General features: G+C 50.6%; 19 protein-coding genes and 1 pseudogene. 12 read left to right on the top strand and 8 right to left on the bottom strand.

What is annotated here, in order from left to right; all coding sequences use genetic code 11:
• Positions 1-223: 223 nt before the first annotated feature.
• Entirely contained in the window at positions 224-802 is a 579-nt protein-coding gene (locus tag TY10_RS23275; RefSeq protein WP_202903227.1) for a putative immunity protein, read from the top strand.
• A 288-nt stretch (positions 803-1,090) separates the two neighbouring features.
• Here TY10_RS23275 and TY10_RS23270 read toward each other — a convergent pair whose 3' ends face one another.
• Genes TY10_RS23270 through TY10_RS23260 form a run of 3 tightly spaced genes read right to left on the bottom strand, consistent with a single transcriptional unit; the run spans position 1,091 to position 2,778 of the window.
• A complete protein-coding gene (locus tag TY10_RS23270; protein ID WP_202903228.1) occupies positions 1,091-1,633 on the bottom strand; it encodes a chromate efflux transporter ChrA in 543 nt (180 codons plus the stop codon).
• A gap of 6 nt (positions 1,634-1,639) precedes the next feature.
• Positions 1,640-2,299: a chromate efflux transporter ChrB gene (locus TY10_RS23265; RefSeq protein ID WP_081735453.1), complete on the bottom strand. Its 660-nt coding sequence runs from the start codon at positions 2,297-2,299 to the stop codon at positions 1,640-1,642.
• Positions 2,296-2,778, bottom strand: a complete 483-nt coding sequence (locus tag TY10_RS23260) for a chromate efflux transcriptional regulator ChrS (protein WP_042168929.1) — start codon at positions 2,776-2,778, stop codon at positions 2,296-2,298. Before TY10_RS23260 ends, TY10_RS23265 begins: the two co-directional genes overlap by 4 nt.
• A gap of 290 nt (positions 2,779-3,068) precedes the next feature.
• Here TY10_RS23260 and ggt point away from each other — a divergent pair, with 290 nt between their 5' ends.
• Positions 3,069-4,658, top strand: coding sequence for a gamma-glutamyltransferase (gene ggt / locus TY10_RS23255; RefSeq protein WP_042168926.1), 1,590 nt, complete (start codon positions 3,069-3,071; stop codon positions 4,656-4,658).
• A 145-nt stretch (positions 4,659-4,803) separates the two neighbouring features.
• Here ggt and TY10_RS23250 read toward each other — a convergent pair whose 3' ends face one another.
• Positions 4,804-6,633, bottom strand: a complete 1,830-nt coding sequence (locus TY10_RS23250; protein ID WP_155986029.1) for an ABC transporter ATP-binding protein — start codon at positions 6,631-6,633, stop codon at positions 4,804-4,806.
• 222 nt (positions 6,634-6,855) lie between these two features.
• On the opposite strand from TY10_RS23250, the gene TY10_RS23245 reads away from it, so the two are divergent.
• From TY10_RS23245 to TY10_RS23230, 4 genes are all read left to right on the top strand, one after another.
• Positions 6,856-8,184: an ABC transporter substrate-binding protein gene (locus tag TY10_RS23245; protein ID WP_042168925.1), complete on the top strand. Its 1,329-nt coding sequence runs from the start codon at positions 6,856-6,858 to the stop codon at positions 8,182-8,184.
• 111 nt (positions 8,185-8,295) lie between these two features.
• Positions 8,296-9,393, top strand: a complete 1,098-nt coding sequence (locus TY10_RS23240) for an asparaginase (protein ID WP_042168923.1) — start codon at positions 8,296-8,298, stop codon at positions 9,391-9,393.
• On the top strand, positions 9,390-9,857 hold the full coding sequence (bcp, locus tag TY10_RS23235) for a thioredoxin-dependent thiol peroxidase (protein WP_042168921.1): 468 nt from the start codon (positions 9,390-9,392) through the stop codon (positions 9,855-9,857). The genes TY10_RS23240 and bcp overlap by 4 nt, the downstream gene beginning before the upstream one ends.
• Positions 9,858-10,117: 260 nt before the next feature.
• Positions 10,118-12,985: a glycosyl hydrolase family 28-related protein gene (locus tag TY10_RS23230; RefSeq protein WP_052350727.1), complete on the top strand. Its 2,868-nt coding sequence runs from the start codon at positions 10,118-10,120 to the stop codon at positions 12,983-12,985.
• A 77-nt stretch (positions 12,986-13,062) separates the two neighbouring features.
• Here the strand turns inward: TY10_RS23230 and TY10_RS23225 are convergent, their stop codons facing one another.
• Entirely contained in the window at positions 13,063-13,446 is a 384-nt protein-coding gene (locus TY10_RS23225; protein ID WP_042168918.1) for a VOC family protein, read from the bottom strand.
• 237 nt (positions 13,447-13,683) lie between these two features.
• Here TY10_RS23225 and TY10_RS23220 point away from each other — a divergent pair, with 237 nt between their 5' ends.
• Complete coding sequence (locus TY10_RS23220) at positions 13,684-14,565, top strand: aldo/keto reductase (RefSeq protein WP_042168916.1); 882 nt, start codon at positions 13,684-13,686, stop codon at positions 14,563-14,565.
• Between the two features lie 84 nt (positions 14,566-14,649).
• Here TY10_RS23220 and TY10_RS23215 read toward each other — a convergent pair whose 3' ends face one another.
• A complete protein-coding gene (locus TY10_RS23215; protein ID WP_042168914.1) occupies positions 14,650-16,527 on the bottom strand; it encodes an LTA synthase family protein in 1,878 nt (625 codons plus the stop codon).
• A 268-nt stretch (positions 16,528-16,795) separates the two neighbouring features.
• Here TY10_RS23215 and TY10_RS23210 point away from each other — a divergent pair, with 268 nt between their 5' ends.
• Positions 16,796-17,719, top strand: coding sequence for a D-alanyl-D-alanine carboxypeptidase family protein (locus tag TY10_RS23210; RefSeq protein WP_238327936.1), 924 nt, complete (start codon positions 16,796-16,798; stop codon positions 17,717-17,719).
• Between the two features lie 111 nt (positions 17,720-17,830).
• Here TY10_RS23210 and TY10_RS30045 read toward each other — a convergent pair whose 3' ends face one another.
• Together TY10_RS30045 and TY10_RS23205 are read right to left on the bottom strand one after the other, a co-directional pair.
• Positions 17,831-17,986: a DUF1540 domain-containing protein gene (locus TY10_RS30045; RefSeq protein ID WP_081735450.1), complete on the bottom strand. Its 156-nt coding sequence runs from the start codon at positions 17,984-17,986 to the stop codon at positions 17,831-17,833.
• A gap of 93 nt (positions 17,987-18,079) precedes the next feature.
• Positions 18,080-19,397, bottom strand: a pseudogene (locus tag TY10_RS23205) (deoxyguanosinetriphosphate triphosphohydrolase family protein).
• Positions 19,398-19,618: 221 nt separating this feature from the next.
• On the opposite strand from TY10_RS23205, the gene cls reads away from it, so the two are divergent.
• The 4 genes from cls (at position 19,619) to TY10_RS23185 (ending at position 24,557) form a co-directional block, all read left to right on the top strand.
• Positions 19,619-21,064, top strand: a complete 1,446-nt coding sequence (cls, locus tag TY10_RS23200) for a cardiolipin synthase (RefSeq protein WP_042168912.1) — start codon at positions 19,619-19,621, stop codon at positions 21,062-21,064.
• A gap of 640 nt (positions 21,065-21,704) precedes the next feature.
• Positions 21,705-22,091: a Fur family transcriptional regulator gene (locus tag TY10_RS23195; RefSeq protein WP_042168910.1), complete on the top strand. Its 387-nt coding sequence runs from the start codon at positions 21,705-21,707 to the stop codon at positions 22,089-22,091.
• Positions 22,076-22,894 (top strand): winged helix-turn-helix transcriptional regulator, encoded by an 819-nt coding sequence (locus TY10_RS23190; protein WP_052350726.1) that lies wholly within the window; start codon positions 22,076-22,078, stop codon positions 22,892-22,894. Before TY10_RS23195 ends, TY10_RS23190 begins: the two co-directional genes overlap by 16 nt.
• A gap of 208 nt (positions 22,895-23,102) precedes the next feature.
• Positions 23,103-24,557, top strand: a complete 1,455-nt coding sequence (locus tag TY10_RS23185; RefSeq protein WP_042168907.1) for a catalase — start codon at positions 23,103-23,105, stop codon at positions 24,555-24,557.
• Positions 24,558-25,369 lie beyond the last annotated feature (812 nt).

The raw sequence follows: 25,369 nt of genomic DNA, 5'->3' as shown, positions 1-25,369 counted from the left end.
CTGTTCGCGAACCTAGGTTCACGAATAGCGAAGAATACTTCGTTGTAGAGCGCGAAAGGCTCGCTGAAGGGCTGGTTAGCGAAGCTGGCTTCGCAAAACAGCGAAGGGGCTTCGCTGTAGTTGAGGTTAGTGGTCTGGCGGAGTTTAGCGAAGCAGGTTAACAAAACAACGAAGCTGGCTTCGCTATAGCTACTTAAGTAACTGGGCTGAAGAAGGAATGTGTGTGCGGGGCTTGAAAGTAACTAGAGAACATAATGAGGGGCGTGCCTGTGAAAGGGAGAGCTTTGGAATTGATGGGATTCGCAAAGTGATTGATGCTGCATTGAAGCTGGAGGCGGGTATTGTGAAATTTGTAGATACGGACTTAGGTGGAGCTATAGCGGAGTTAGCCGATAAAAGTAAAAACGATCCGAAAAAGCTCGCACTATGGGCTGCGGAATGTGCGGAGAATGTACTTCATTTATTTGAGAATAAGCATCCAGCGGATAATCGTCCCCGCGCAGCTATTGAGGCTGGAAGGGCGTGGGTAAGCGGCGGGCTCACAATGAGTGATGCGCGGGCGGCTGCTTTTGCAAGCCATGCAGCTGCTCGGGATGCTGTGGACGAGGCAGCTTGCGCCGCCGCCCGAGCTGCCGGTCATGCCGCGGCAACCGCGCATGTTGCAGGGCATGCGGTTCATGCGGCTGCTTATGCGGCAAAAGCAGCTGCGTTCGCCGCCGATTCCGGCACTGCTGGTGCTCGCGTTGCCGAGGAAAGGGAATGGCAGTGGCAGCTTTTGCTAGCTTACAGTGACACTCTGTAATCGTGCTGTGCTTACTTGTTATTTAAATAGAAAGAAACTAGCCTAATAAGCTGCCTGCCCGCTAAATTCAGAAGCCCAGCTCATTAAAGCTAAGGTGGAGCGGCAAAAGGAAGTTTGTTCAATGGAGTGAGTTAAACAACCGGGCGGGGACAGTTAGCTGCTTGCGCCAATTAGAGGCGTTCAAGACCCTGTTTTATAGACATGCATAAAAATCCTTAAGCACCAAGAAGAGGCGTCCCCAGCAACAGGGGGTGCCTCTTCTTCTTCTTCTCCTTCTGCTCAAGCAATCTATACCACCGTGTGCGACAGCACGAGGCCGCCGTAGACGAAGGCGGCGCAGATGACGATCGCCGGGTGGATCTTCCGGCGTTCCATCGCCCAATAAGCAACGGCGGCAATGCCGATCGTCTGCCAGAGGCCGGAGGAATGCACAGAAGTGTTCGCCATCTGCCAAGTGAGCAGCAGCATCATAATGGCAACGACAGGCTGGACGAGCAGCGTCAGTCCTTTCACAATCGGCGATTGCCGATGCTTGGACAGCAGCTTCAGCAAGAAGATGAGCGCAACTGCGGACGGAATTACGGTCGCGGCTAGCGCCAGCAGCATGCCGGAAACTCCATACACGTTATAGCCGACAAAAGCGGCGATTTTGGTGGCGATGGGACCCGGCAAGGCGTTGCCGAGCGCAAGAATTTGTGAGAACTGGCTGTCCGTCGCCCAGCCGTAATTGTTGACAATCTCATTGTACATCAATGGAATAGAGGCAGGACCGCCCCCGTATCCGAGTATATTGGCAATAAAAAAACCGATAATCAGTTCAATCCAATCCATCATGCTCTAATCCTCGCTTGTCTCTGTCGGTTGTCTGTGTTTGCGTTTTTTTTTCCAGTCCCTAAAGCGTCTGATCACGTTGAAATGAACAGCCCCATAAGCCAGAAAAAGAATAATGACGATCGCGTCATGGACATGCAAAATCTGCAGCAGCAGAAAAGCGATCGCGCACATTGCGATGCCGAAGACAGCTCCCAATCCCTTAAGTGCGCGATTGCCGAATTCATAAGCCATGACCCCAAGCATGACTGCAATGACCGGGATCACCGCCGCAATCATCCCTTGTATGACAGCAGAACCGCTTAATGCGTCAACGACGGACAGCAGCACAATCATCGCAACGGATGATGGTAAAATATGTGCCAGCACAGCAACTGTCGCGCCTAGCCAGCCTTGCTTGCGATAGCCGAGGTAAGCGGCCATCTTGGTGGCGATAGGGCCCGGCAGGGCGTTGGCCAATGCTAAAATTTCAGCGAATTCCTCGTCGTTGATCCAGTTGTAGCGAGTGACTGCCTCGTAGCGGATCAACGGTATAACGGAGGGGCCTCCCCCATAGCCTAAAATGCCGGTTTTGATCATCGCCCAGCTCAGCTCGCCATATGTTTTGCCGCGCGAGCCATGTGGCTGTGGAATCTGTGCGGCAGAAGGGGAAGTTGGTGTGCTCATAATCTCATCCCCATCCGGCTTTTATAACGGTTGATCAGCACCTGGCAATCGACGCTCATAATGCCCGGCAGCGTATACAGCTTCTCGCGCATGAACGCCTCCATCTCCTGATTGTTCAGAAACAATCCATGCATATGAAGCTTGCTTGGTCCAGTCATATGATACAGGCTGGTCACTTCAGGCTCGTCAGACAGCTGATCAGCCACCTCATGCAGAAACTTAGGCTCAACCTCGACATTGAAAAAAGCGGATACTGTAATGCCGATCTTCTCCGGATTGATGACGGCAGTGAAACGTTCAATGACGCCCTCCTCCATCAAAGCATTAATGCGAGCTTGCACCGCTACTCGCGACAACCCAATGTCTTTGGCTAAGTCTGTGTAAGAAATTCTTCCATTAACATGCAGGGCGGAAATGATTTTGCGATCGATTTCATCAATATTTGCCGATTCAATCGGAATTGTTGTTTTGGACTGCATAGAATCTCCCTTCGTCTCGAAACGGCTGAATTATTCATAATGATCGCGATACAGCCGACTTATTTACTATACGAATAAATATATATGCATTTTCATTCACAATCAACATCAAATTAGATGGTTTACTTCCGAAAAAGGAATTGCTACATTTTCTGAGTCGTGGTATTTTAAATAAAACAATGTTAGATTATATAACGTTATATATGTATGAATTTTTGTATTCATGGTTCACTCACTCAATTCTATTTCAAATACATGCATAACAAGATGCCGGTTAGGTGGAGGCGCTTATGGGGACAACGAAGAAATCGGTTATGGGGACAAAAGCAATGGTAGTCAGCCCGCATCATCTGGCGACCGCCGCAGGGGCAAGAATGCTGGAGAGGGGCGGCAACGCCTTTGATGCGGCGATTGCTGTCAGCGCCTGCTTGGCGGTGGTATACCCGCATATGACGGGCATGGGCGGAGATTCGTTCTGGCTGTCATACCATAAGGACGAGGGCGAGGTTCGTGCTTATAATGCAAGCGGCCGCGCAGGGTACCAGGCCTCAATGGATGCGTATGCCGGTGAAGAGGCTATCCCTACAAGAGGGCCGCGGAGTGCGATCACTGTGCCTGGGATGGTGGACGGGTGGCATGCGGTTCAGAGCCGATATGGCCGGCTGACCTTTGCCGAGGTGCTTGAACCAGCGATCACCTACGCGACAGAAGGTTTTCCGATGTCACCGGATCAATACGAGAATACTGTGCATCAGGAGCAGATGCTTCGCTCGCAGCCGGGGACGGCGGCGGTTTATTTGCCTAACGGCCAAATCGTCAAGCCAGGTGAGCTTTTTGTGCAAAAAGAGCTGGCAGCGTCACTCAAGCTGATTGCCGAGCAGGGTCGCGACAGCTTCTACAAGGGTTCTATCGCCCATTCTATCGTGGATGGGTTGCAGCGCATCGGCGGCTTGCTGACGCTGGATGATTTTGCAGATCATAACGGAGAGTGGGTTACGCCGCTCAGGGGTTCTTATAGAGGTTATGACGTATATCAGGTTCCGCCCAACTCGCAAGGCTTTGTCGCGCTGATGGCTTTGCATATTTTGGAGCATTTTGATTTGAAACAAATGGGACATGACTCCTACAGCTATTATCATACGATTGTAGAAGCGTTGAAGCTTGCATTCCGCGACCGTAACCGCTATTTGACTGATCCCGAATTTGCGGACATTCCGCTGGAACGGCTGCTGAGCCAAGCTTATGCGGCGGAACTGGCAGCATTGATCGATTCGGCAAAAGCGCAGCCAATTGACAGCCAGCCTGTCGGCAGCGATACGGCCTATGCCGCAGTTGTCGACGAAGAGGGGAACTCGGTTTCTTTTATCCAAAGCTTGTATTTCGAATTTGGCTCGGGGGTAGTGGGGGGAGATACTGGCATTTTGCTGCAAAATAGAGGGTCGTTCTTCTCGCTTGATCCGCAGCATGTCAATTGTCTGATGCCGCACAAACGGACCTTCCACACATTAATGCCTGCAATGGCCTGCCGGGACGGAGTGCCGACTCATCTGTTCGGTACGCAAGGCGGCGAGGGGCAGCCGCAGACGCAGCTGGCGATATTGACGAGAATGATTGATTTCGGCATGGACCCGCAGTCGGCAGTGAGCGAGCCAAGATGGGTATGGGGACGTACCTGGGGCGCGCCAACCCAGGAATTGAAGATCGAGGGACGTATCAGCGGCGAGGTATCGGAGCAGTTGACGGCAGCGGGTCATCTTGTACGTGTTATGAAGGATGTGGACGGCATAATGGGGCATGCCCATGCGATTGTCATTCGCCCGGATGGCGTGTTGAACGGCGGCTCCGATCCGCGCTGCGACGGGGCAGCGATTGGATGGTAAGGAAGCACCAGCAAGCAAGCCGTGAGTGAAGTCCTTGAGAAAGAAAAGCCAGCGTTCTTAGTAAACTGCACCTTCATTGATAGTTATAACTAACAATGGAGGTACAGTTTACTAGTCGGCGCTGGCTATTTCTTTGCAATATGAATTATCTGGCAGATGTGCCTTGTCCGGCAGCTGCAGACTTCACGTCTGTTTCGTCCTGCTGCGGGAATTGAAGCTCATAGAGCTGATGGTAGCGCCCTTGCTTCTTCAGCAGCGTCTCGTGATTGCCTTCCTCAATGACGCGGCCCTTATCTAGCACGTATATGCGATCCGCCTGCCTGATCGTCGACAGCCGATGGGCGATAATGAGGCAGGTGCGTCCGGCCAGCAGGCGGGCAAGCGCATCCTGAATCGTGCGCTCGGATTCGCTGTCCAGCGAGGACGTCGCTTCGTCGAGAATGATGAGGCGCGGATCTTTAAGCAGCGCCCGAGCGATGGACAGACGCTGCTTTTGCCCGCCTGACAGCTTAACGCCTCGCTCGCCGATCTGTGAATCATAGCCATCTGGCAAATCCATGATGAAGGCATGAGCATTCGCTGCTGTCGCCGCTGCAATAATGTCCGCTTCCTCGGCGTCTGGCTTGCTGTAGGCGATGTTTTCACGAATGGTGCCGTTCAGCAGCCAAATTTCTTGCGACACAATGCCCATCTGGCTTCGCAGCGATTTCAAGCCGACATCGGTTAGCGAATAGCCGTCAATGGTTACTTCTCCCGCCTGCGGGTCGTAAAACCGCGTCAGCAGATGGGCGATAGTCGACTTACCGGCTCCAGAAGAGCCAACAAGCGCCGTCATTTCCCCGGCTTTCATCTCCAGATTGAATTGCTTCAGCATCGGAGCCCCATTATGGTAGGCGAAGCTGACATTGCGAAATTGGACCTCTCCCCTCACGACAGGCAATTGAATCGCATCCTCCTTCTCTTGGACGGCTGGTTCTTCACCTAATATTTCCACGATCCGCTCGTATGCGGCTGCTGATTGCTGAATCGTATTCATCGTCCGGCTGAACCGCTTCACCGGGTTTTGCAGCAATCTGACATAAGCCATAAAAGCGACAATCGTCCCGATGGTGAGCGATTCGTGCATCGTTTGCCGGGCTCCAAAAAGCAGCACAGCTGCAAGTCCGATGAAGTTTAATAAATCGATAATCGGCTCGTAGACGGCGCGGAGCCTCACAGCACCCAGATTGGCGTTCATATTGGCTTCACTTCGATCGGCAAAGCGGCGTACTTCGTAGTCTTCGCTGGAAAATGATTTGATCAGCCGGATTGAGGTTAATGTATCCTGCAGATGGGAGCTGACCTCCGATACAGATTCCTGGACTCGTTTGAATGAAAACCGCATTTTTTTACTGAAGAAGCGGGTTGTGATAATCATGAATGGAAAGGTAGCGAGTACTAGAAGCGTCAGCCTCCAATCGACCCAGAGCATATAACCGGCAACGGCTGCGAATGTGAACATGTCGGTTACGATGGACAGCATGCCGGAGGAAATCAATTGCTGCAGCATGTTGACGTCATTGGTTACGCGGGACATGAGGTCGCCGGTGCGGTTACGGTCGAAAAATCCGACATCCAGCCTTTGTAAATGACGGTATAATTCGTTGCGCAGATCGAGAATAGCCCGCTGCCCGACAGATGCCATGGTCAAGGAGCTCCAGTAGTTGAAGAGACCGAGCAGGATAGCGGTTGCAAGAATACCGATTCCAATCATCGGAAGCGCATCGTACTTTCGTCCGGGAATGACATGGTCAATCGTGTACTGCGTCAACTGCGGGATAACGAATTCGAGCAGTGATACAGCGATAATGCACACAAGGGCGGCAATTAATAGCGGCCATCGGGAGCTGACGTGAAAAAACATTCGTTTGTACATCGCCCATATGCTGCCTTTGCTTTTGGGGCGCTGCTGTATTATACGCGGGTTCATATTCATTCAGGATCACCTCGTTTGGTAGACATTCGTGCTCTTATGCTCTTGATTAAACGATAGCTCTCGACCGGCAGGGTGTCAATGAATCGCCAAATTCCTTTGTCTGAAAAAGCACAGATATTTGGTAGAGCAAAAGGCTGCCGGAGGACTGTGCTTTTTTGGATGAAGATAGTAAAATAAGGGGAAGCAAACCATACCTATAATGAATGGGGGCGTGCATGACGGATGTTCCGCAACAACCGGATACGTTGGCCAATCGCAATTGTAGCGGTGCTAGCTTTCGTTTTATTGAACGGGTGCATGAAGCGTGAGGCGAAGACGGTTGCTTCTGAAGAAAGCGGAGTTACATTAAGAATAATTCAAAGCTTAACGAATGAGCCACGTACGGAGGCGCTTCGCGATTTGCTGGATCGTTTTGAGGAGCTGCATCCCGAGATCAAGGTCGAGCTGCTGTCTCCGGGCAATTCGGTTGCAGATGAGCGAATTGAGTATGCACTCCGTGACCGGGTAGGCATTGATGTCGTTGAAGTAAGGGATCAGACACTAGTTCCGCTGGTTGAGCAGAAACTGCTGCTTAATTTGACGGCATACGCGGATAAATGGAAGGATTATGCCGGGCTGAGTGAGGATGCCAAGCATTTTGCCTCGGAATGGGACGGGGCCGTCTATTATATTCCGAACGGATTATACCGTAACCAGCTCTATTACCGTAAGGACAGGTTTGACGAAAAAGCGCTGCAGGTGCCGGAGACTTGGGAGGAGCTCTACTATACGGGCAAACGCTTGACCAATCCGGCGAAAGGCGAGTACGGTCTCGCTTTTCGCGGGGAGGAGGGTCCGGATCGTCTGCTGACGCAGCTTATTCAGGATTATAACGGTGATCACGTTGACACGCTGGACGGCATGTACAAGCTGGACCGTTCCACCATATTTAATGGGATCGGGGCGCGTGACGGTGCTCTCCTGTACAAGAAGCTTTACGAGGAGCTTTCGCCGCCGCAATCGGTCGAATGGAGCTACACCGAGCAGGCCGACGCGTTTGCGAATGGTTCGGTGTCGATGATGATTGCTGATGCTGGAGCAATCGCCCTGCTCAACGGGAAGTTGGAGTCAGACAACTGGGCGACAGCGCCGCTGCCTGTCGGGCCGCAAGGCATATCCCACTACGCGGTAAGGGGTGCGGGCTGGGGCATTACTTCCTATTCCTCGCATATTAAGGAAGCCTGGTCGCTGATCGAGTTTTTATCATCGCCTGCAGCTAATGAAGAGTTTGGTGAACGTATTGGAGTTATACCGATCTACCCGCGGGACGCCTCTTTTCTGCAATCGGGGCCATATGCCTCGTTCTGGATGATGGATCAGAACGAGGAGCAGTACGTTCGGACCCAGCCGCCTAGTCATTACTATGATTACAGTATTTTTTACAAGCAGGGAAAAGACCAGGCCCGACGTTACTTAGACGGGGATATAACGGTGGAAGAGCTGCTTAAGGATCTGGACGATTTCTGGCGCAAGGAGAGGACGAACGGAAAGGCGCAGGCTTATTCGCCCTAGTATGAACCGATTTGGAAATGGTTACGATTGGGTTAGACAGGTGTCATTTAAACCGTTTTACGTATACATGAATATGAATGACCGCTTGGATTGGAAATGGGGACGAAGCTATTGTCTGGAACAGGAAAAATCGCCGTGCTCTTTACGGGCGGAACCATCGGCAGTAAAAATAATAATGGAACCGTATCGGTTCACGAGAGCGGTACCTATGCTTTGCTCGAAGCATACGGAAGTCTCCCGGACAAACGGGACGTACAATTTGAGACCGCTCAGCCTTTGAATGTGCTGAGTGAGAACTTGGTGCCGGAAGACTGGAATACATTGATGGATGCGCTGGATCGTCTCGACAAAGCGGAGTATGCAGGCATTATTGTGACCCATGGCTCTGATACGCTTGCCTACTCGGCAGCTATGTTAAGTTACTTGTGCTGTGATTCACCGGTACCGATCGTGCTTGTAGCCGCCAATTATCATCTTGGCGATGAGCGCAGCAATGGCGTGAGTAATTTTGCCGCTGCGATTGATTTTATTATGGATACCGGCAGCGCGCCTGGCGTATTTGTCGTATACCGCAATGACCGGGGCGAATCGCTTGTGTATTTGGGTACGCGGATTACGCAATGCGAATCGTTTACCGATCAGTTCGGCAGTCCCTATACTCTGCCCTATGGACGGGTGGAGCAAGGCTGTTTCATCCCTGAGACGCATTCGGACAACCCTACGCTTACGGCATTGCGTGCTCGCGAGCGTACCGTCTCTCCGTGGGCGGAGCGCGGCAGCGGTAAACGAATAGAGTCGGGGCTGCTTTATATCAAGCCATTTACAGGAATCGACTATTCGTTCTACGACTTTAGCCGGCGCAAGCCGAAGGCGGTATTGCATGATCTGTACCATTCTGGCACGGCAAGCGCAAATGCACCGGGCAATTATTCGCTGCTGGGATTCGCCGAATATTGCGGAGAACAGGGAGTAGATCTGTATCTTTGTCCGTTAAAAGACCGGACAGAGGCAATGTATGCTTCCTCAGTCAGCTTGATGGAAGCAGGTGTCGTTTTTATCGACAATCTCTCTGTCGAAGCTGCGCTGATGAAGCTGATGCTGGCTTACTCTTTGTTTGATCGCAAAGAGGATATCGAATCCTTTATGTGGAATACAGAATTGTTTTACGAACGTCTTAAACGGGATAGACAAGGAGCGGATGAGAAATGACGCAAGTGCAAATCGGTCAAGAGGTACCTGACTTCACGCTGCCTGCTTCGACAGGCCAAGCTGTATCACTGAAGGATTACAGAGGGAAAAAGCTCGTTATTTATTTTTACCCGAAGGACATGACGCCTGGCTGTACGACGGAATCCTGCGATTTCCGCGATTACAACGGTCAATTCGAGACGAATAATACTGCAGTTATTGGTATTAGTCCGGATGACCTTGCATCCCATGATGAATTTATTGCCAAGCATGAGCTGCCTTTTCCGCTTCTATCGGATACGGAGCATGAGGTGTCGGAGCTGTTCGGCGTTTGGAAGCTGCGGAGCTGGAACGGTTCTGAGTTTATGGGAATCGAACGGTCGACTTTCCTGATTGATGAGAACGGCGTGCTGGCGAAGGAATGGCGTGTTGTCAATGTGGATGGCCACGTACAGGAAGTGCTTGAAGCGGCCAAGCAAGGCTAGGTTTAGTATACGTAAAGGGGCTTCGAGCGGCTTATGCCGCTGCGAGGCCTCTTTTTTTCGTGCGTGGAGTCCGCTAAATCCGGCGGCTTGACCCCTCCGCATGAAGAAATCGGCAAATCGGTTAACTTTGGCATGGAAACTTTACATTTTCCTCGTACAGCTGGAGCGCGATCTGGTTTACAATCATAACCATTCCATCCATTGAAAACGGATTCATTCATTCACTGGATAGCCCCGAACGGCAGGAGGAGAAGAAAGCCATGTCTAAAAAATTGCTGATCATGCTCATGCTTACCTTTTGTATCGCCCACTTAGGTGTCGTTCCGATCTCGGCCGCCAAGATGGCGCCGGAGTGGAAACTGATTGAACCTGCTTATGAGACGGCTGACACGTTCGTTGCGGCCTATTCCGTCCGTGACTTTGGCGCGCTTGGAGACGGAGAGACCGATGTAACGGCAATATTCCAGCAGCTGCTCGATGAGCTTGGCAAACTCGGTGGAGGCACATTATTCGTGCCCGAAGGCAAGTACGCCATCAAAGGCAGCTTGCTCATTCCGAAGGGCGTAACGCTGCGCGGCGAATGGAGCAAGCCCGTCAGAGGGCAGCCAGTGAAAGGCACGATCTTGATGGCTTATGCAGGGAGAGGCGACGAGAAGGCTGCTCCGCTAGTTACGATGGAGCCTTCCTCGGCCATTCGTGATTTGTCGATCTGGTATCCGGAACAGCTGCCGGATCAGATTACGCCATACCCGCCGGCAATCGTATTCGGCAAGCCGAATTATTTCGGGAATGACTTTTGCAACGCTAAAAATATTACCTTCGTCAACGCCTATACCGGTCTCATGTTTTCCCGTGAAAATGGCGGCTCCAGCCCTGTTCTGAACGGACTGTACGGTACGCCGCTGTCGCGGGGCGTCGAAATTGACAACATCGCCGATGTTGGACGCATCGAATGGATTGATTTCTCTCCCGATTATTGGTCGGGGTCGGGTTTGCCGAATGCTCCAGCCGCAGGCAGCGCGTACGAGCAGTGGATCTATGAGAACGGGACAGGTATCGTCATGCGCCGCAACGATTGGTCCTATACCGGCTACATTACAATTGACGGCTACAATAGAGGCTTTCATCTGGGGCCATCAATTGCAAGTCCGGGAAGTATCCCAAACGGACATAATTATGAGCTTACTTTTACCGGCAATAAAACGGCGATTTACGCCGAGACGGTTAGCGGGGACGGTGTGATGTTTACCCGTGTCCATATTCAAGACAGCGAGACGGGTATTGCGGCAGGTCCCGCAACCTCCGGCGTGCTGCAATTGAATGGCAGTGATATCAACGCTTCGCTTCATGCGATCGCAGTTGATCCAACCTCCCAGACGAAGCTGATTGTGCAGCAAAGTACGATAGCGGGCGGCGATGTGGCGGTTGCCGGAGGCACACTCATGGCTTCCGATTCCGACTTCAATAACGCTGCACCGCAGATTCGCATCACGGATAGCGCCAGAGCGATCCTTACCGGCAATCGTTTTAGCGGAACGCCGGATATTGAAGATACGTCGAAATTCATATCGGCAATCGACCATTCGCCGGTCAACATGGCAAAGCTGCCTGCGTTCCCGGATGCTGTGCCGGAAACGCATAAACCGGCGAGAATGACATTGTATGTAGCGACGGAAGCGCCGTTCCGTGCGAAAAATGACGGCAAAACTGACAATACGGCTGCAATTCAAGCGGCATTGGATAAGGCTGCAGCAGAAGGCGGAGGCGTCGTCTTTCTTCCGCCAGGCAAGTACAAGGTATTGGGGCACCTGACAGTGCCAACGGGAGTGGAGCTGAAGGGCTCGGTTGATAACAGCACCGTGCCAACTGGCCCCGGAAGCGTGCTGGAGGCTTACGCCGACCGGAACAATCCGAAAGGCGAGCCGTTCCTGAAGCTGTCCGAACGAAGCGGCGTAAGAGGGATCACGATCAACTATCCTGAGCAGCTTGCCTCGCAGCTGCCGAATATAGCTTCTTATCCTTACACGGTTCAGGCTGCGGGCAAAGACGTCTATATGATTAACGTTGGTCTGCGCGCGGTCTATAACGGCGTTGACCTGTTTACGCATAAGGCTGACAACCATTATCTCGATTATGTGACCGGCCATGTTTTTAGGAATGGCGTTAAGGTTGGCGGCGGCAGCGAGGGCGGCAAAATCTATAACATGCATTTCAACCAGATCGTCTATGCGGCCGGCTCGGAATCCAAGTTTGGTGAATGGCCAAACGCCCCGTCAATGGACAATAACAAACCGGTATACGAATATGGCTACAACCAGCTGGACTTTATGATACTGGGAGATGTGAAGGGCGAAATACTGTACAATAATTTCCACTATGGCTCGCGGAGCGGCCTGCTATTAGTGGAGGAGAATGGCAGAGGGCCAACCGGCATTAGCGTAGGTCTCGGTGTTGACGGAGCTCAGAAAGGGCTTGTATTCGAAAACGCGGGCGAAGCAGGCTTTGATCTCATTAATTCGCAAATTGTCTCAATTGATGGCGGTGAGGAGACGAGATATGTAGAGATTGGCGAGGAATTCGCTTCCGAGATTCGTTTTTACAGTGCGGATTTCTGGGGCGCTCCGATGTACGGGGTAACCGTGGATAACGGTAATCTGAAGCTGCAAGCGGTCAATTTCCGCAATCCCGGCGATTGGGGCTTTGCCAAGCTAATGAATGAGGGCAAGCTTTACTTGGATAACTCAGTGATCGGCTCTACTAAAGCGCTATTGAATGCGAAAGGCGAGCCGAAATTGTTCGCCCAGTCATCCATTATCAACTCTATCGGTACTTATGTGAAGGAAATGGGACTATGGAAAAACAATCAGACGCATAACGCATTTGCGAAGCCGGCCGAGAGCACGTCCAAGCCGGCGCCGGCAGCAGAAGAGGAGGCAGCCGAGACTCCAGCCCCTACGGAAGCACCGGCTCAAAGCGATGCGAATACCGCTGTCTGGAACTGGGTCTACGCCGGAATTGGCTTAGTCGTCGTGCTGGCAGCTGTTAGCTTCGTGCTGATCCGCCGGTATCGGGGATCGGATAAGCCAGACCATAACCATGGCGGGCCAAAAAGCAAAGAGATGAAATAGCTGTATTGCTCCTAATTTTGATATACAAAAGCCGCTCCCGGGAGCGGCTTCTCTTCTTGTTATGCTTCTTTAAATAATTACCGCTGGAAAAACTCAATCCACTCGCGCTCCGGGCCATAGATAAAGAAGTAGCGATAGCCGTTGGGCAGCGTCGTAATTTCGTTATCGATCAGTTCGGCTTCCGTTCCTTTAATGCGTTCGAATTCTGCTTCAACATCGTCGACGTGGATGGCGAAATGATGAACCGTGCCTTCCGGAGGCAGCTGATTGCTATAGCCTTGAATCAGTTCAATTTCCGTTTCGTCAGTATTGCCAAAGCCTAGAAAAGCAAGCTGGATAACGCCGTTTGTATGCGTCAGCTGTCCCTTCAGCTCAAGCCCAACAATTTCTGTATAAAAGCGCAGCGATACTTCCAGATTCCTCACGGCCACGCCGACATGGTCGACTCTTCTTCTCGTCATTTGCTTATCCTCCTATTGGATGCTCTGAGTCATCAACGAAAAAAACAATTGTAAAAATGTTCCGGTAATTTTATAATATAAACACTAGTAAACATGTAGGAATTATTATAATACATCGCTCACTGGACGTCCAGAGGCTTTCGTCGCTTGCCCCATTCGGGTTAACGGCGAAAGTCTTTTTTATGAAATATTCAGCTTACTGATTAACGCTTGCAGAGGAGAAAGGCAGGGGTAAATGTGAAGCAAAGAACGATAGGCAGCAGCGGTATCAAGGCGTCAGTCATCGGTCTGCGGGCATGGGCAGCAGGGAAATCAGGCTGGAGCGAGACGCAGGAGAAGGAATTTATCGATGTGGCAGGCCGGGCAGTTGAGCTTGGCGTTAACTTTTACGATACAGCTCCAACCTACAACTTTGGCGAGTCGGAGCGTTTGTTAGGTAAAGCGTTGAAGCCGGTACGGGATAAGGTTATCCTTGCAACGAAGCTAGGCTTGGTCTGGAATGAACAGCGGGAGCTGCGAATCGATCTGTCTCGTAAAAGCATTTTTCAAGAGGTGGAGAATAGCTTGCGCAGGCTTGATACCGATTATATTGATTTGTATCAGGTGCATTGGCCTGATCCGAAGGGCGGGACGCCGGTCGAAGAGACTTTCACAGCTCTCAATGACTTGGTATTCAGCGGAAAAATCCGTCATATTGGCGTCTCTAACTTTTCCGTTCATCAGCTTGTTGCCGCGCAGACCTTCGCTCCCGTTGTGTCGCTTCAGTCGCCGTTTAATCTATTCCAGCGGCAAGTAGAATACGCAGAGCTGCCTTACTCAGAGCAGCGGCAAGTGGCCTTTATTCCTTCTAGCCCGCTCGCTCATGGCCAATTGACCGGTAACTCGGAAAAGCAAAAGGTAGAGCTGCTGTCCGGCATCGCATGGTCGCTTGGGAAACCGGTTAGCCAGCTGGCGATTAATTGGCTGCTGCATCATAAAGCGATTCCGACGGTATTGACCGGCGCGAAGACGATTGAGCAAATGGAGGACAATGCTGCTGCCGCCGAGTGGCAGCTGTCGGACGATGATTTCAAGCAAGTGAGCAGATTGTTTGAGCCGGATTCGTCTTATGTAATCTAAGCGATGATGCTGTCTGAATTTGCTCTCAATACAGAAAGGGCTGAAGCGCGGGGATGATTTATCCCTTTGGCTTCAGCCCTTGTTTTATTCGTTTTTCTTCGGTTCGCGGTCAGGCAGCTGACTGACGTAGCTGTCGGACAGCTTAAGCAGCTCCAATGCGCGGTTGTATTCATTTTCCGTAGCTTCCGGCTCTTTAATACCATCACCAGCAAGCGGGTAATGGGTGCCATCCGCATAGCCGCTGCCCGAGAGGAACAGCTCCTGGCTGCTTACGAATGATCCGGTTGGCAGATAATAACGCTGCGGCAGCAGATTGTATGTGCTGCTGTTGAACAAGTCTTGACCGAAGTGGATATGATCGTCCATCTTGAACCCAAGCAGGTTGGCTACTGTCGGAACGACATCAACTTGACCGCCAAGCTGTTCGAAAGCTTTCGGCTCTTTGTCAGTCACACCGTTAGATGCGATAACGAGCGGAATGTTGATCATATCGGTATAGCCGTAGTCACGACCGTATATTTCTTTCATTAATTCTTTGTCGGTGCGGTCCAGCGAATAAATTGGCAAGCCAAGGTGATCGCCGTAAAGCACGACGACGCTGTTGTCCCAAATGCCGCGTGCCTTCAGATCGTCGATAAACAGGCCAAGCGCATAATCGGCATAGTTTTGTGCACGAATGTAGTCGCCTACAAAGCTGCCTTCATATCGTTCAGGAAGCTCCATTTTGTACTTCCGTGATGGAATCGTGAACGGGTGATGGGCAGTCATCGAGATGATCTGCGAGTAGAACGGTTTGCCGCTTTGGCTCATCCGGTCAAGCTCTTCAGCTGTTTTCGAGTACAGCACTTCATCTGAAGCTCCGAAGAAGACGGTATCGTCCTCACCGAAAAACTTCTTGTCATAGTAACGGTTGAATCCCAGCGCTTTGTAAAGCTCGCCGCGGTTCCAGAATTCCACTACGTTCGTGTGGAAGGTTGCGGAATCGTAGCCATGCTCCTCTACAAGCTTAGGCAAGCTAGGCAGTTCTTTGCCCGCATACACTTGCGTTGCCGCTCCGTTTGGCGGGATGTAAAACGATGTATTGACGATAAATTCGGCATCCGATGTATTGCCTTGTCCGACGCCTTGATAGAAATGTTTGAAGTAATAATTGTTGTTAGCAAGCTTGTTGAAGTTCGGCGTAATTTCCTTGCCGTCAATTTTCAGATTGACGAGGAAGTTCTGGAATGACTCCAGCTGAATGATAATGAGGTTTTTACCTTTTGCCGCTTCCCAAAGCTGAGGGCTGGCCGGCTGCTGGAATGTTTTCAGTTCATTAATCTTTGCTTGCGTGATTTCGGACTTGTCAACGAAGTCTTGCGTCTTTTTGGAGAAAATCGTATAGGCCTCATAATTCAAGATGCCCATTTGCTCCGCTTTTACAATTTCATTCATACTGGCACGGTTGGGTACGATATTGAACAGGCACATAGCAAGCGAAATGCCGAACAAAGTGGCGACGACGCTTTTCCGAATTTGCTTTTGGCTGTCTTTTTTCCAGTTCTGCGCTTTCTTGCGGCGCATCAGGAAGTAGGCCATTACGATGATATCGATGAAGACAAGCAAGTAATAAGGATCCATCAGAGAGAACACACTATTGCTGACGGCGGTTACCTGATTCACTTGATGCAGCGCTAAGTAAGTAACGATGACCCCATAATATTTGTAATACATCAATACCGCGAACAAAATGGCTGTCATCAGAAGGTTGGCGCCTAAGTAGTAGACCAGCTTCCGTTTCGTTGCAAACCACTCGATCAAGCAGAACACGATTAACGCAAACGGCACTTCTTTAAGCAACGTTGTCCATGAAGGACTCCCGAATACAACCATCCACGCCAAATAGCTTTTCAACAGGACGATTAACGAGAAAACGACAATGGGTCTGGTGCTGAACAGCCGCCTTGAAGTAAGACCTGACACGATACCGCCTACCTTTCACAACAAAAACAGGCTGGCGTCGTCAACATCAGCCCGTTTTGTCTAGTGCTCAATTTACAAATAATTTATACCTATTATGCTCCTTTTCATATCCGGATGTCAAAGGCAAAAGTCACCTCAGCCACCATGAAAAAAACCGCGTGGTTGTGCAAAAAATGTCGAAAATCCATGACATTAAGCGGCTCCTCGTTTATAGTAGAGCTAGAGTGGTTTGCTAGTTTACTATATGACTAAACGTAAGGAGTGCATCATGAACCAACGAATGAGAAAAAAGCGGAGAAGAACGACACTTTGGTTTGCTCTCGTATGTGTAATTGCGGTAGCTGCCTTTATGATGATACGTTATGAAAACTCAACTGCACTACCTCCCGAGACCACGGCGGAGGCGACGAATAGTCCGGTAACCGAATCGCCGGCAGAAACACCCGATCAAGCGGAGGAGCCTGCTCAGCCATCGGACGAGCCTACAGCTCCTCCAGTTGAAACAACGAAGCCTACTCCAACCAGCAAGCCGACGGAAAAGCCTGCGAAGCCGACGAATAAGCCAACCAAGGCACCGGCGACAGATGATTCCGGCATCGCGGTTATTGCACAGCCAGAAAGCATTGCGGCTCTCGTAAACAAGCAGAACAAGCTGCCGGAAAATTATAAGCCTGCTAATCTTGTTTATCCAGACGTTCCGTTTACCTTTAAGGAAAAGATCGATAAGCGTAAAATGCGTAAGGAAGCAGCAGATGCGCTGGAGGATATGTTCGCAGGGGCTAAGAAGGACAACATTTACTTGGCTGGCGTATCGGCGTATCGTTCCCATTCCACGCAGAAGTCGTTGTTTGAGCGTTATGTGAAGAAAGACGGCTTGGAAAAAGCAAAAACCTACAGTGCCTTCCCGGGTACGAGCGAGCATGAAACGGGTCTTGCAATCGACGTCTCCGGAAGCGACGGCAAATGTGCCGCTTCGGATTGCTTCGGCGGAACGCCAGAGGCGGAATGGTTAGATGCGCATGCTGCGGAATACGGCTTCATTATTCGTTATCCGGAAGGCAAGGAGAGTATTACCGGCTACAAATATGAGCCATGGCATCTCCGATATGTAGGAACTGATATTTCTGCAGAAATCGCGGAAAAGGGAATCACGCTTGAGGAATACTTTAATGCGGTTCCCGTCAGCAAATAATAAGCTATAAGCTGTAAAAACAAATGCGGCGCAGCTGCCTGATGCTTGGGATTGTCCATCCCGGCATAGGCGGCGGCGCCGCTTTTTCGCATGTTCCGTTAAGCTTGCCTTTTACAACTTTGATTCGAAGGTTTTGCAGTCGGTTTCTTCCGAGTTGCTCGCTTGCTTGCCGCGGTTGCTTACCACATAGATTGATGAAGCGCCGCAATGATTGCCTGCAGCCCAGAACTTGCAGGAATTGACTTCGCAAAGCACGTCTTTTGCCATGGTACCATCACCTCCTCCGTTTATTAGGATAGACAAGGTAGGGAACCTTTTATACTTGCCCCTTGCGCGATGGAGCATGGCAATGTGACGATGTTAATCCATTTCGTAGATCGAGCCGGATTTGCTTGCGTACAATTCTGCGTAGACTTTTTCTGCATAGGCATCAGTCATGCCGGAAATATAATCGGCGATGAAGCGAGGCCAGCTCCAATTCTGTTTATGCTGGTCATAGCTGGCTACCCAGTCAGGCGGCAGAATCAATCGGCCGTGGTCGGGAACTCTAAAGCTGTCCCATAACCGGCGAATCATAATTTCGCTGCGTTTCTGCAGCCGCTGCACACGGAAGTCTTTAATGAGGGTAACCCATGCCAGCTTCTTCAGTATCTCCATCGTGCGCAGCATCTCCAGATCCTGATGGCCGCTTTCGACGAAGGTAACCTTTTTCCAGCCCTTGGATGGAGCGTCGATAATACCTACTTTGCCGGCAAATACACTTACCCACCTGGCTTTCATCTCCCGGCGCGTGCGGGACGATTCATGATCGTATTGGGCGTAAAGCTCTTCCCATTGCTGCAGGTAGTCCGCTAATACCTGCTTGACCATTGCAGGGATATCCACCTGATCCCAGCCCACTTCCATATTGCCTTGGTCCTCGACGATTTCTTGAACAAGACTGTCGATGAGGCGGCTGTCTTCGAAAAACGTCCGGTTCATTTGGATTTTACCCGCGCGGATGCCATCCTCGATATCATGAGTGGAATAGGCAATGTCATCGCATAAGTCCATAAGCTGAGCTTCCAGTGTGGAGCAGCCTTCCGGCATTTGCCAAACATCCCGGAGATGCTTAATTTCATGCCACTCTGAAGCGTATAATCCCTTCAATCTTCCGGGTTCATCCAGCGAATACGGGTATTTATTCGTGGCGAGCAGCGTAGCGGCTGTAAGATCCAGTCCGCTGCCGCTGCCGGCCCTTTTTTCTAAATACATCAGGATACGAAAGTTTTGCGCATTGCCCTCATATGCTAGCCCGTGTTCTTCCATTAACAGCGTGTTGAGTATTTCTTCACCTTTATGGCCGAAAGGGGGATGACCGAGATCATGCGCCAGCGCTGCAATCTCGACGACAGCCGGGTCCAGAATAAGACCGGGATGCTCTTTCTTCGCAAGAAACTCATATTGCTTGCCTAGCTTTCTGGCGACCTCACGAGCGATTTGTGATACCTCAAGCGAATGTGTAAGCCGAGTCCGGTAATAATCGCCTGAACCGGCTCCGAATACTTGTGTTTTTGCCTTGCAGCCGGCGAAAAGCGGGTGATTGGATGAGTCTTGCGTAATCCTTCTCATACTCGTCACGTTCCTCACTGAACGTGCTGCTCACGGGTTCATCAATACGTAGTTTGCGTAAATCCATAGTAGGCTTCCTCCCTTGCTGATCCTCCGCATGGGCATGGGAAGCAGCTTAATCCGATTCTCTTTTTAAAAATTGTAGCACATTTATCATGCTTGTCGCATGTAATAATGGAGTCATGGCAGACAAGTTATCATTCGTTTATTTGAACATCCCCCGCCCATCTAGTATGATTTAAACGAGCTTCTATAAGCGGGCTACTACTAATGAGGGGTATTATTTCCATGAATATTCAGGATATTTTCTCGATCTTTACCCTGTTGAATATATTTTTGGCGATTACCGTCATTTTTCTGGAGCGCCGGAATGCCAGCTCAACCTGGGCCTGGCTGATGATATTGTACTTCATCCCGGTTATCGGCTTCATTCTGTATTTGATCCTTGGACAAAAGCTGCGCAAGCGGAAGCTGAACAAGCTGCTTCGGGACAGCCAGCGAATCATTGAGGATACAGTGGAGGGGCAGAAGCTGCAATTGGAGCAGCGCGACTTCGCTTTCCATGATCCCGGAATGTCGGCTTATCGCGATATGATATTAATGAACCTGGTCGGCAGCTACTCGCTGTATACACAAAACAACAGCGTCCAGATTTATACCGACGGCAATAGTAAATTCGATGCTTTGCTTCGCGATATTGAGGCCGCACAGCATCATATTCACCTTGTCTATTACATTGTGCGCAATGACGAGATCGGCAACCAGCTGCTGGATGCGCTGGTCGAGAAGGCGAAGCAGGGCGTAGAGGTCCGTTTTCTGTATGACCATATCGGCAGCAAAGGATTGCCTAGGAAATTTTTTGCGAAGCTTACCGGAGTCGGAGGGCATGCTGCAGCCTTTTTCCCTTCCCGCATTCCTTATTTGAATCTGAAGCTGAACTACCGGAATCATCGCAAGCTGGTCATTATTGACGGTTACACGGGTTATATCGGCGGCTTTAACATCGGAGATGAATATTTGGGCCGGAGCAAATATTTCGGAGAATGGCGCGATACTCATCTGCGTGTGAAAGGGCAGGCTGTGCAGCAGATGCAAGCTCAGTTTCTGATGGACTGGAACATGGCGTCCAAAGGGATGATCGATCTGAATGAGCGTTACTTTCCGAGGTTCAAGCCTGGTGATGGCGGTATTGGGATGCAGGTTGTGGCCAGCGGGCCTGATTCGGAATACCAGCAAATTAAAGACGCCTATATTAAAATGATCTATTCGGCTAAAGAAAGCGTCAGCCTGCAAACACCATATTTCGTGCCGGATGAGAGCTTAATGACGGCACTCAAGATCGCCGCCCTTTCGGGTGTAGAAGTGAAGGTGATGCTTCCTAGCAAGCAGGATCATTTCTTCGTCTATTGGGCGACTCACTCCTACGTCAGTGAACTTCTTGCAGGCGGGGCAAAGTGTTACTTATATGAGAAAGGATTTCTGCATGCGAAGACGCTTGTTATCGATGGCAAGATTGCATCGGTCGGCACTGCAAATATAGACATTCGCAGCTTTAAGCTGAATTTCGAGATGAACGCGTTTATGTATGACAGCACGACAGCTGCTGAGCTGCAGCGTATTTTCGAAGAGGATTTATTCTATTGCGAGGAACTGACGATCGAGAAGTACAGCAAGCGTCCGCTGATGAATCGGTTCAAAGAGTCAATCAGCCGCCTGCTTTCTCCGATACTGTAAGGAACACAAAAAGGGATTCCGCTTATCTGTGATAACCGGAATCCCTTTACCTTTCGGCAAAGCTGCTATTCAATTGACTTTGACACTCCATTCTACAACTTGCGTTGCTCAAATTTGCTCAAGCATTGAGTAAGTACTGCTCATTCTCGGTTCAGATTTTGAAAAATGAACGTTTCACCTTGTCGATTCACGGGTTCCCCGCATGCCTTCATTTTCGGAAATTCGTTGAACTCCTTTCCCGTTTCGTTAGACATGCTTCGCTAACTTACTCCAATGGACTATCCCCTCTCGTTTGGGTTACCTTCATAATAGCCTATTATTTTAATTTTGTAAATATTCAGATAATTCAATAAAAGGCTTTTTGCGTAAAATGATTCCTTAGCTCCAGAATGCACTATTTCTCGTCATACGAAAGTATGAATAGAGGTGATAGTTTAATAGGAGGTAAGTGGCAAGCGGCAGTGAGACAGGAGACTTGTCACTGCCGCTGGTCTCTTTTAACTTGCCTTCTGCCACTAATTACGCATCACTTGCCGCTTGTTCCCTGCTTCTTGTGATAGGCGGCAGTGAGCGTGGTTGACGGACAAGCTGCTACAGATTTATACTTAGTCTAAATCAAAATTTAAGGAATGAATAGACGATGTCCAAAATAAATTTAACGATACAACGCAAAGCCATTCTCGATGTTATTCAGCAATCGCATGATCATCCGACAGCAGCCGATATTATGGAGCGCCTTCGCGAAGAAGGGCGCAGCTTCGCTTATGGCACCATCTATAATTCACTGCGCTACTTGACGGATGCGGGCATGATCAGGGAGCTGAAGCTGGGTGAGACGGCATCCCGCTACGATGCCCGGACGGACGAACATCAGCATATCGTATGCAAAAGCTGCGGCCGTGTAGAAGAAGTGCTGACGGAATTGCCGGCGGAATGGGTGAGCCGTGTGGGCGAGGAGACGAAATTTAAAGTTTTGCATGCTGATGTTGTACTTGAAGGGATGTGTGAATCATGCGCCAGCCAATAAATGCCGGAGATGAATTTAGCGGCCGGGCTGACGTCATGAACGGCCAGGCTCCTTCATATGCTAGCGAAGAGGATGTTTTTCCAGGGGGACAAATGGCTTGCTCGTTAACGAAAAGAGTAATGGCAGTCAGTCCATTTCCGGAGAGAATGCATAATTTGCTGCGCCTGCTGGCGGCGGATTGCTTCGATTTGTTTACGCTGCACGACTTGAACAAAGCGTTCGTGAGCAGCTTGCAGCCGGAGCTGATTCTGTTTGATGCAACGCCGCACCCGCTGCTCAATCCGGATGCGGTAGATGCGCTTCGCGCAGGGCTGAATCAGACAGCTCATTTGCATGGTATTCCGCTACTATTCCTGATCGGGGAGCATGCGAAGGTTGCTTCACATTCTTTGCCGGAGGGAGCTGAGCTGCTTGTATGGCCTGGCGAGCCGATGGCCGCGCTGCGCCGGATCAATCATATCCTGCAGCAGCGGACGCCGTCCGGCGGCTCTATTTTGGAATCGAGCTACAACTTTAAGGATCTGTCCATTGATTTGAAGAAAATGATCGTGTACCGCGGAGAGAAGCGGATTGATCTAACGAAAACGGAATATGAGCTGCTGTTGATGTTTGTGACGTCGGACGGCGGGGTAATTAGCCGTGAAGCGATGTTCGATGCGATATGGGGCAGCCAGTTTCTCGGAGGCAGCAATGTAGTTGATGTCCATATCAAATCGCTGCGTAAGAAGCTTGGCGATAGCGCCGCCGCACCGCAATATATAGTAACGGTTCGAGGGGCAGGTTATCGGCTTGCGGAGGGCTAACTAAAGTATTTAATAATGAAGAGACGATCCACCTGTCGATTAGCCTGTTCACCAACGTTCCTGCCCCGTGTGGCGTGAGCTCATTGGTTACTCATGAAATCTTCATTTTACCTTCATCTAATGTTCATGACAGATACCGTGTGCCCGCGTTAAACTCTACTATATTAGGATTTAGATCAAGTCTAAATATAATTTGGAGGTCATGCACATGGACAACCGTTTTACAACGAATCAAGGGGCGCCTGTCGGCGACAATCAGAACTCCCGGACGGCGGGCCAGAGAGGCCCAGCGCTTCTGGAAGATTATCATCTATTGGAGAAGCTTGCGCATTTCGATCGGGAACGGATTCCGGAGCGTGTCGTACACGCACGGGGCGCGGGCGCGCATGGCGTGTTCCGCACAGAGAACAGTATGAAGGAGTTTACGAAAGCACATTTTCTGCAGGAAGCAGGCAAGGAGACACGGGTATTCGTCCGCTTCTCTACCGTTATCCACGGAACGGGTTCACCAGAGACAGCCCGCGATCCGCGCGGCTTTGCGGTTAAATTTTATACAGAAGAAGGCAACCTTGACATTGTCGGCAATCATTTGCCTGTCTTTTTCATCCGCGATGCAATTAAGTTCCCGGACATGGTTCATTCGCTTAAGCCTGCACCGGATACTAATATTCAAGACCCCAACCGCTATTGGGATTTCATGACGCTGACGCCGGAGTCGACACATATGATGACATGGCTGTTCTCGGATGATGGAACTCCAGCGAGCTACCGGGAAATGGACGGCTTTGGCGTCCACGCCTTCAAGTGGATCAATGCCGAGGGAAAAGCGATCTATGTGAAATATCAATGGAAGTCGAAGCAGGGCGTGCGCAATTTTACAGCGGCGGAAGCATCAGCCAAGCAAGCGCAGGATTTCAATCATGCGACTCGTGATCTGTACGAAGCGATCCAGCTTGGCAATCATCCTGAATGGGAGTTGTATGTCCAACTGCTGCCGACTGAGCATGTTGACCGCTACGCATTTGATCCGCTTGATCCGACCAAAGTATGGCCAGAGGACATGTATCCGCTGCAAAAGGTCGGAACGATGACGCTAAATCGTAATCCGATCAACTATTTCTCCGAGGTGGAGCAATCCGCATTTGCGCCAAGCGCGCTTGTGCCGGGCATTGAGCCTTCCGAGGATAAGCTGCTGCAGGGACGATTGTTCTCGTACCCGGATACGCAGCGCTACCGGCTTGGTGCCAACTACTTGAACATTCCGGTCAACTGCCCGTATGCACCGGCACGCAACTATCAGCGCGACGGCGCGATGACAATGTCGGCTGATCCGTCGCCGATCAATTACGAGCCGAACAGCGCTTCGGACCGGCCGAAGGAAGATGCGGCTTACAAGGATAGCCACGCTCCGCTTCAAGGGTCGGCTGGCCGTCAGCGCATCGACAAAACCGATGACTTCACCCAAGCAGGCGAGCGCTACCTGACGCTGGCACCGGAGCAGCGTAACAATCTGGTCAGCAATCTCATCGGCGATTTGTCGCAGACGAGCGAGGACATCCAGCTTCGCGCGGTATGCAATTTCTTCCGTGCGAACGTAGAGCTGGGAACGCGCCTATCCGAAGGGCTTGGCGTAGACATCCGCAAATACGTGCCGCAGGGATAAAGGATGAACGTGTATTGAAGCGGCGGAGAAAGGACTGTGCAGGGAATTTACTCTGCACAGTCCTTTTTTGATGGTGATAGTTGGCTCTGTGGCGGCAGTGTCAATACGCTCATTTATATGCATGAGCCTGCTAAACACAAGTAATGGAAAACTTCGGTGAGCTTTGGAATGAAGGCTGGTGAGTGTAGCAGCGAAAGTGCACTAAGTTACTGGAGCGAACCTGCTTCGCAAAATAGCGAAGCAAATTTCGCTGTAGAGGGCGTTTCGCAACCGTTGCAGGGCGATAGCGAACTAAATTTCGCTGTTGATGAACCTAGGTTCGCGAATAGCGAAAATCAGTTCGCTGCGCTCTCGCGAAGCCTCCAGTCTCCACTCCCACAGCGAATCTGGCTTCGTAAAATAGCGAAGCTGGTTCGCTATTTTACGGATGGCCCCAACGAATGAACCTAGCTGAATGAATATAGTAGCAAGGGCAGTGGAAATTGTTAGCTAGCTTAGCCGCAAACGTTGGATGGTACAGCATCTAACGTAGCAGCAAGTAAATCTCCGGCATACGGTTTACGGATAACCATCCAATGAGCCTAATGCAAGAACTGGGCAGTAACCGTAGCGCAACGGCGAGCTTATGGCACAAGGAGCAACGCAGCATGAGGGTAGTTGATCAAACTAAATTAAGTTGCCGGAGCGAAGCAGGTTCGCAAAATAGCGAAGCGAAATTCGCTGTAGAGGGTGTTGCGCAACCGTTGCAGGGCAATAGCGAACTATATTTCGCTGTTGGTGAACCTGGGTTCGCGAATAGCGAAAACCAGTTC

Source organism: Paenibacillus gorillae (genome assembly GCF_000513275.1).
GTDB classification, from domain to species: Bacteria; Bacillota; Bacilli; order Paenibacillales; family Paenibacillaceae; genus Pristimantibacillus; species Pristimantibacillus gorillae.
Note: the sequence above shows the minus strand (reverse complement) of the source record. Positions and strands in the feature narration are given on the sequence as shown.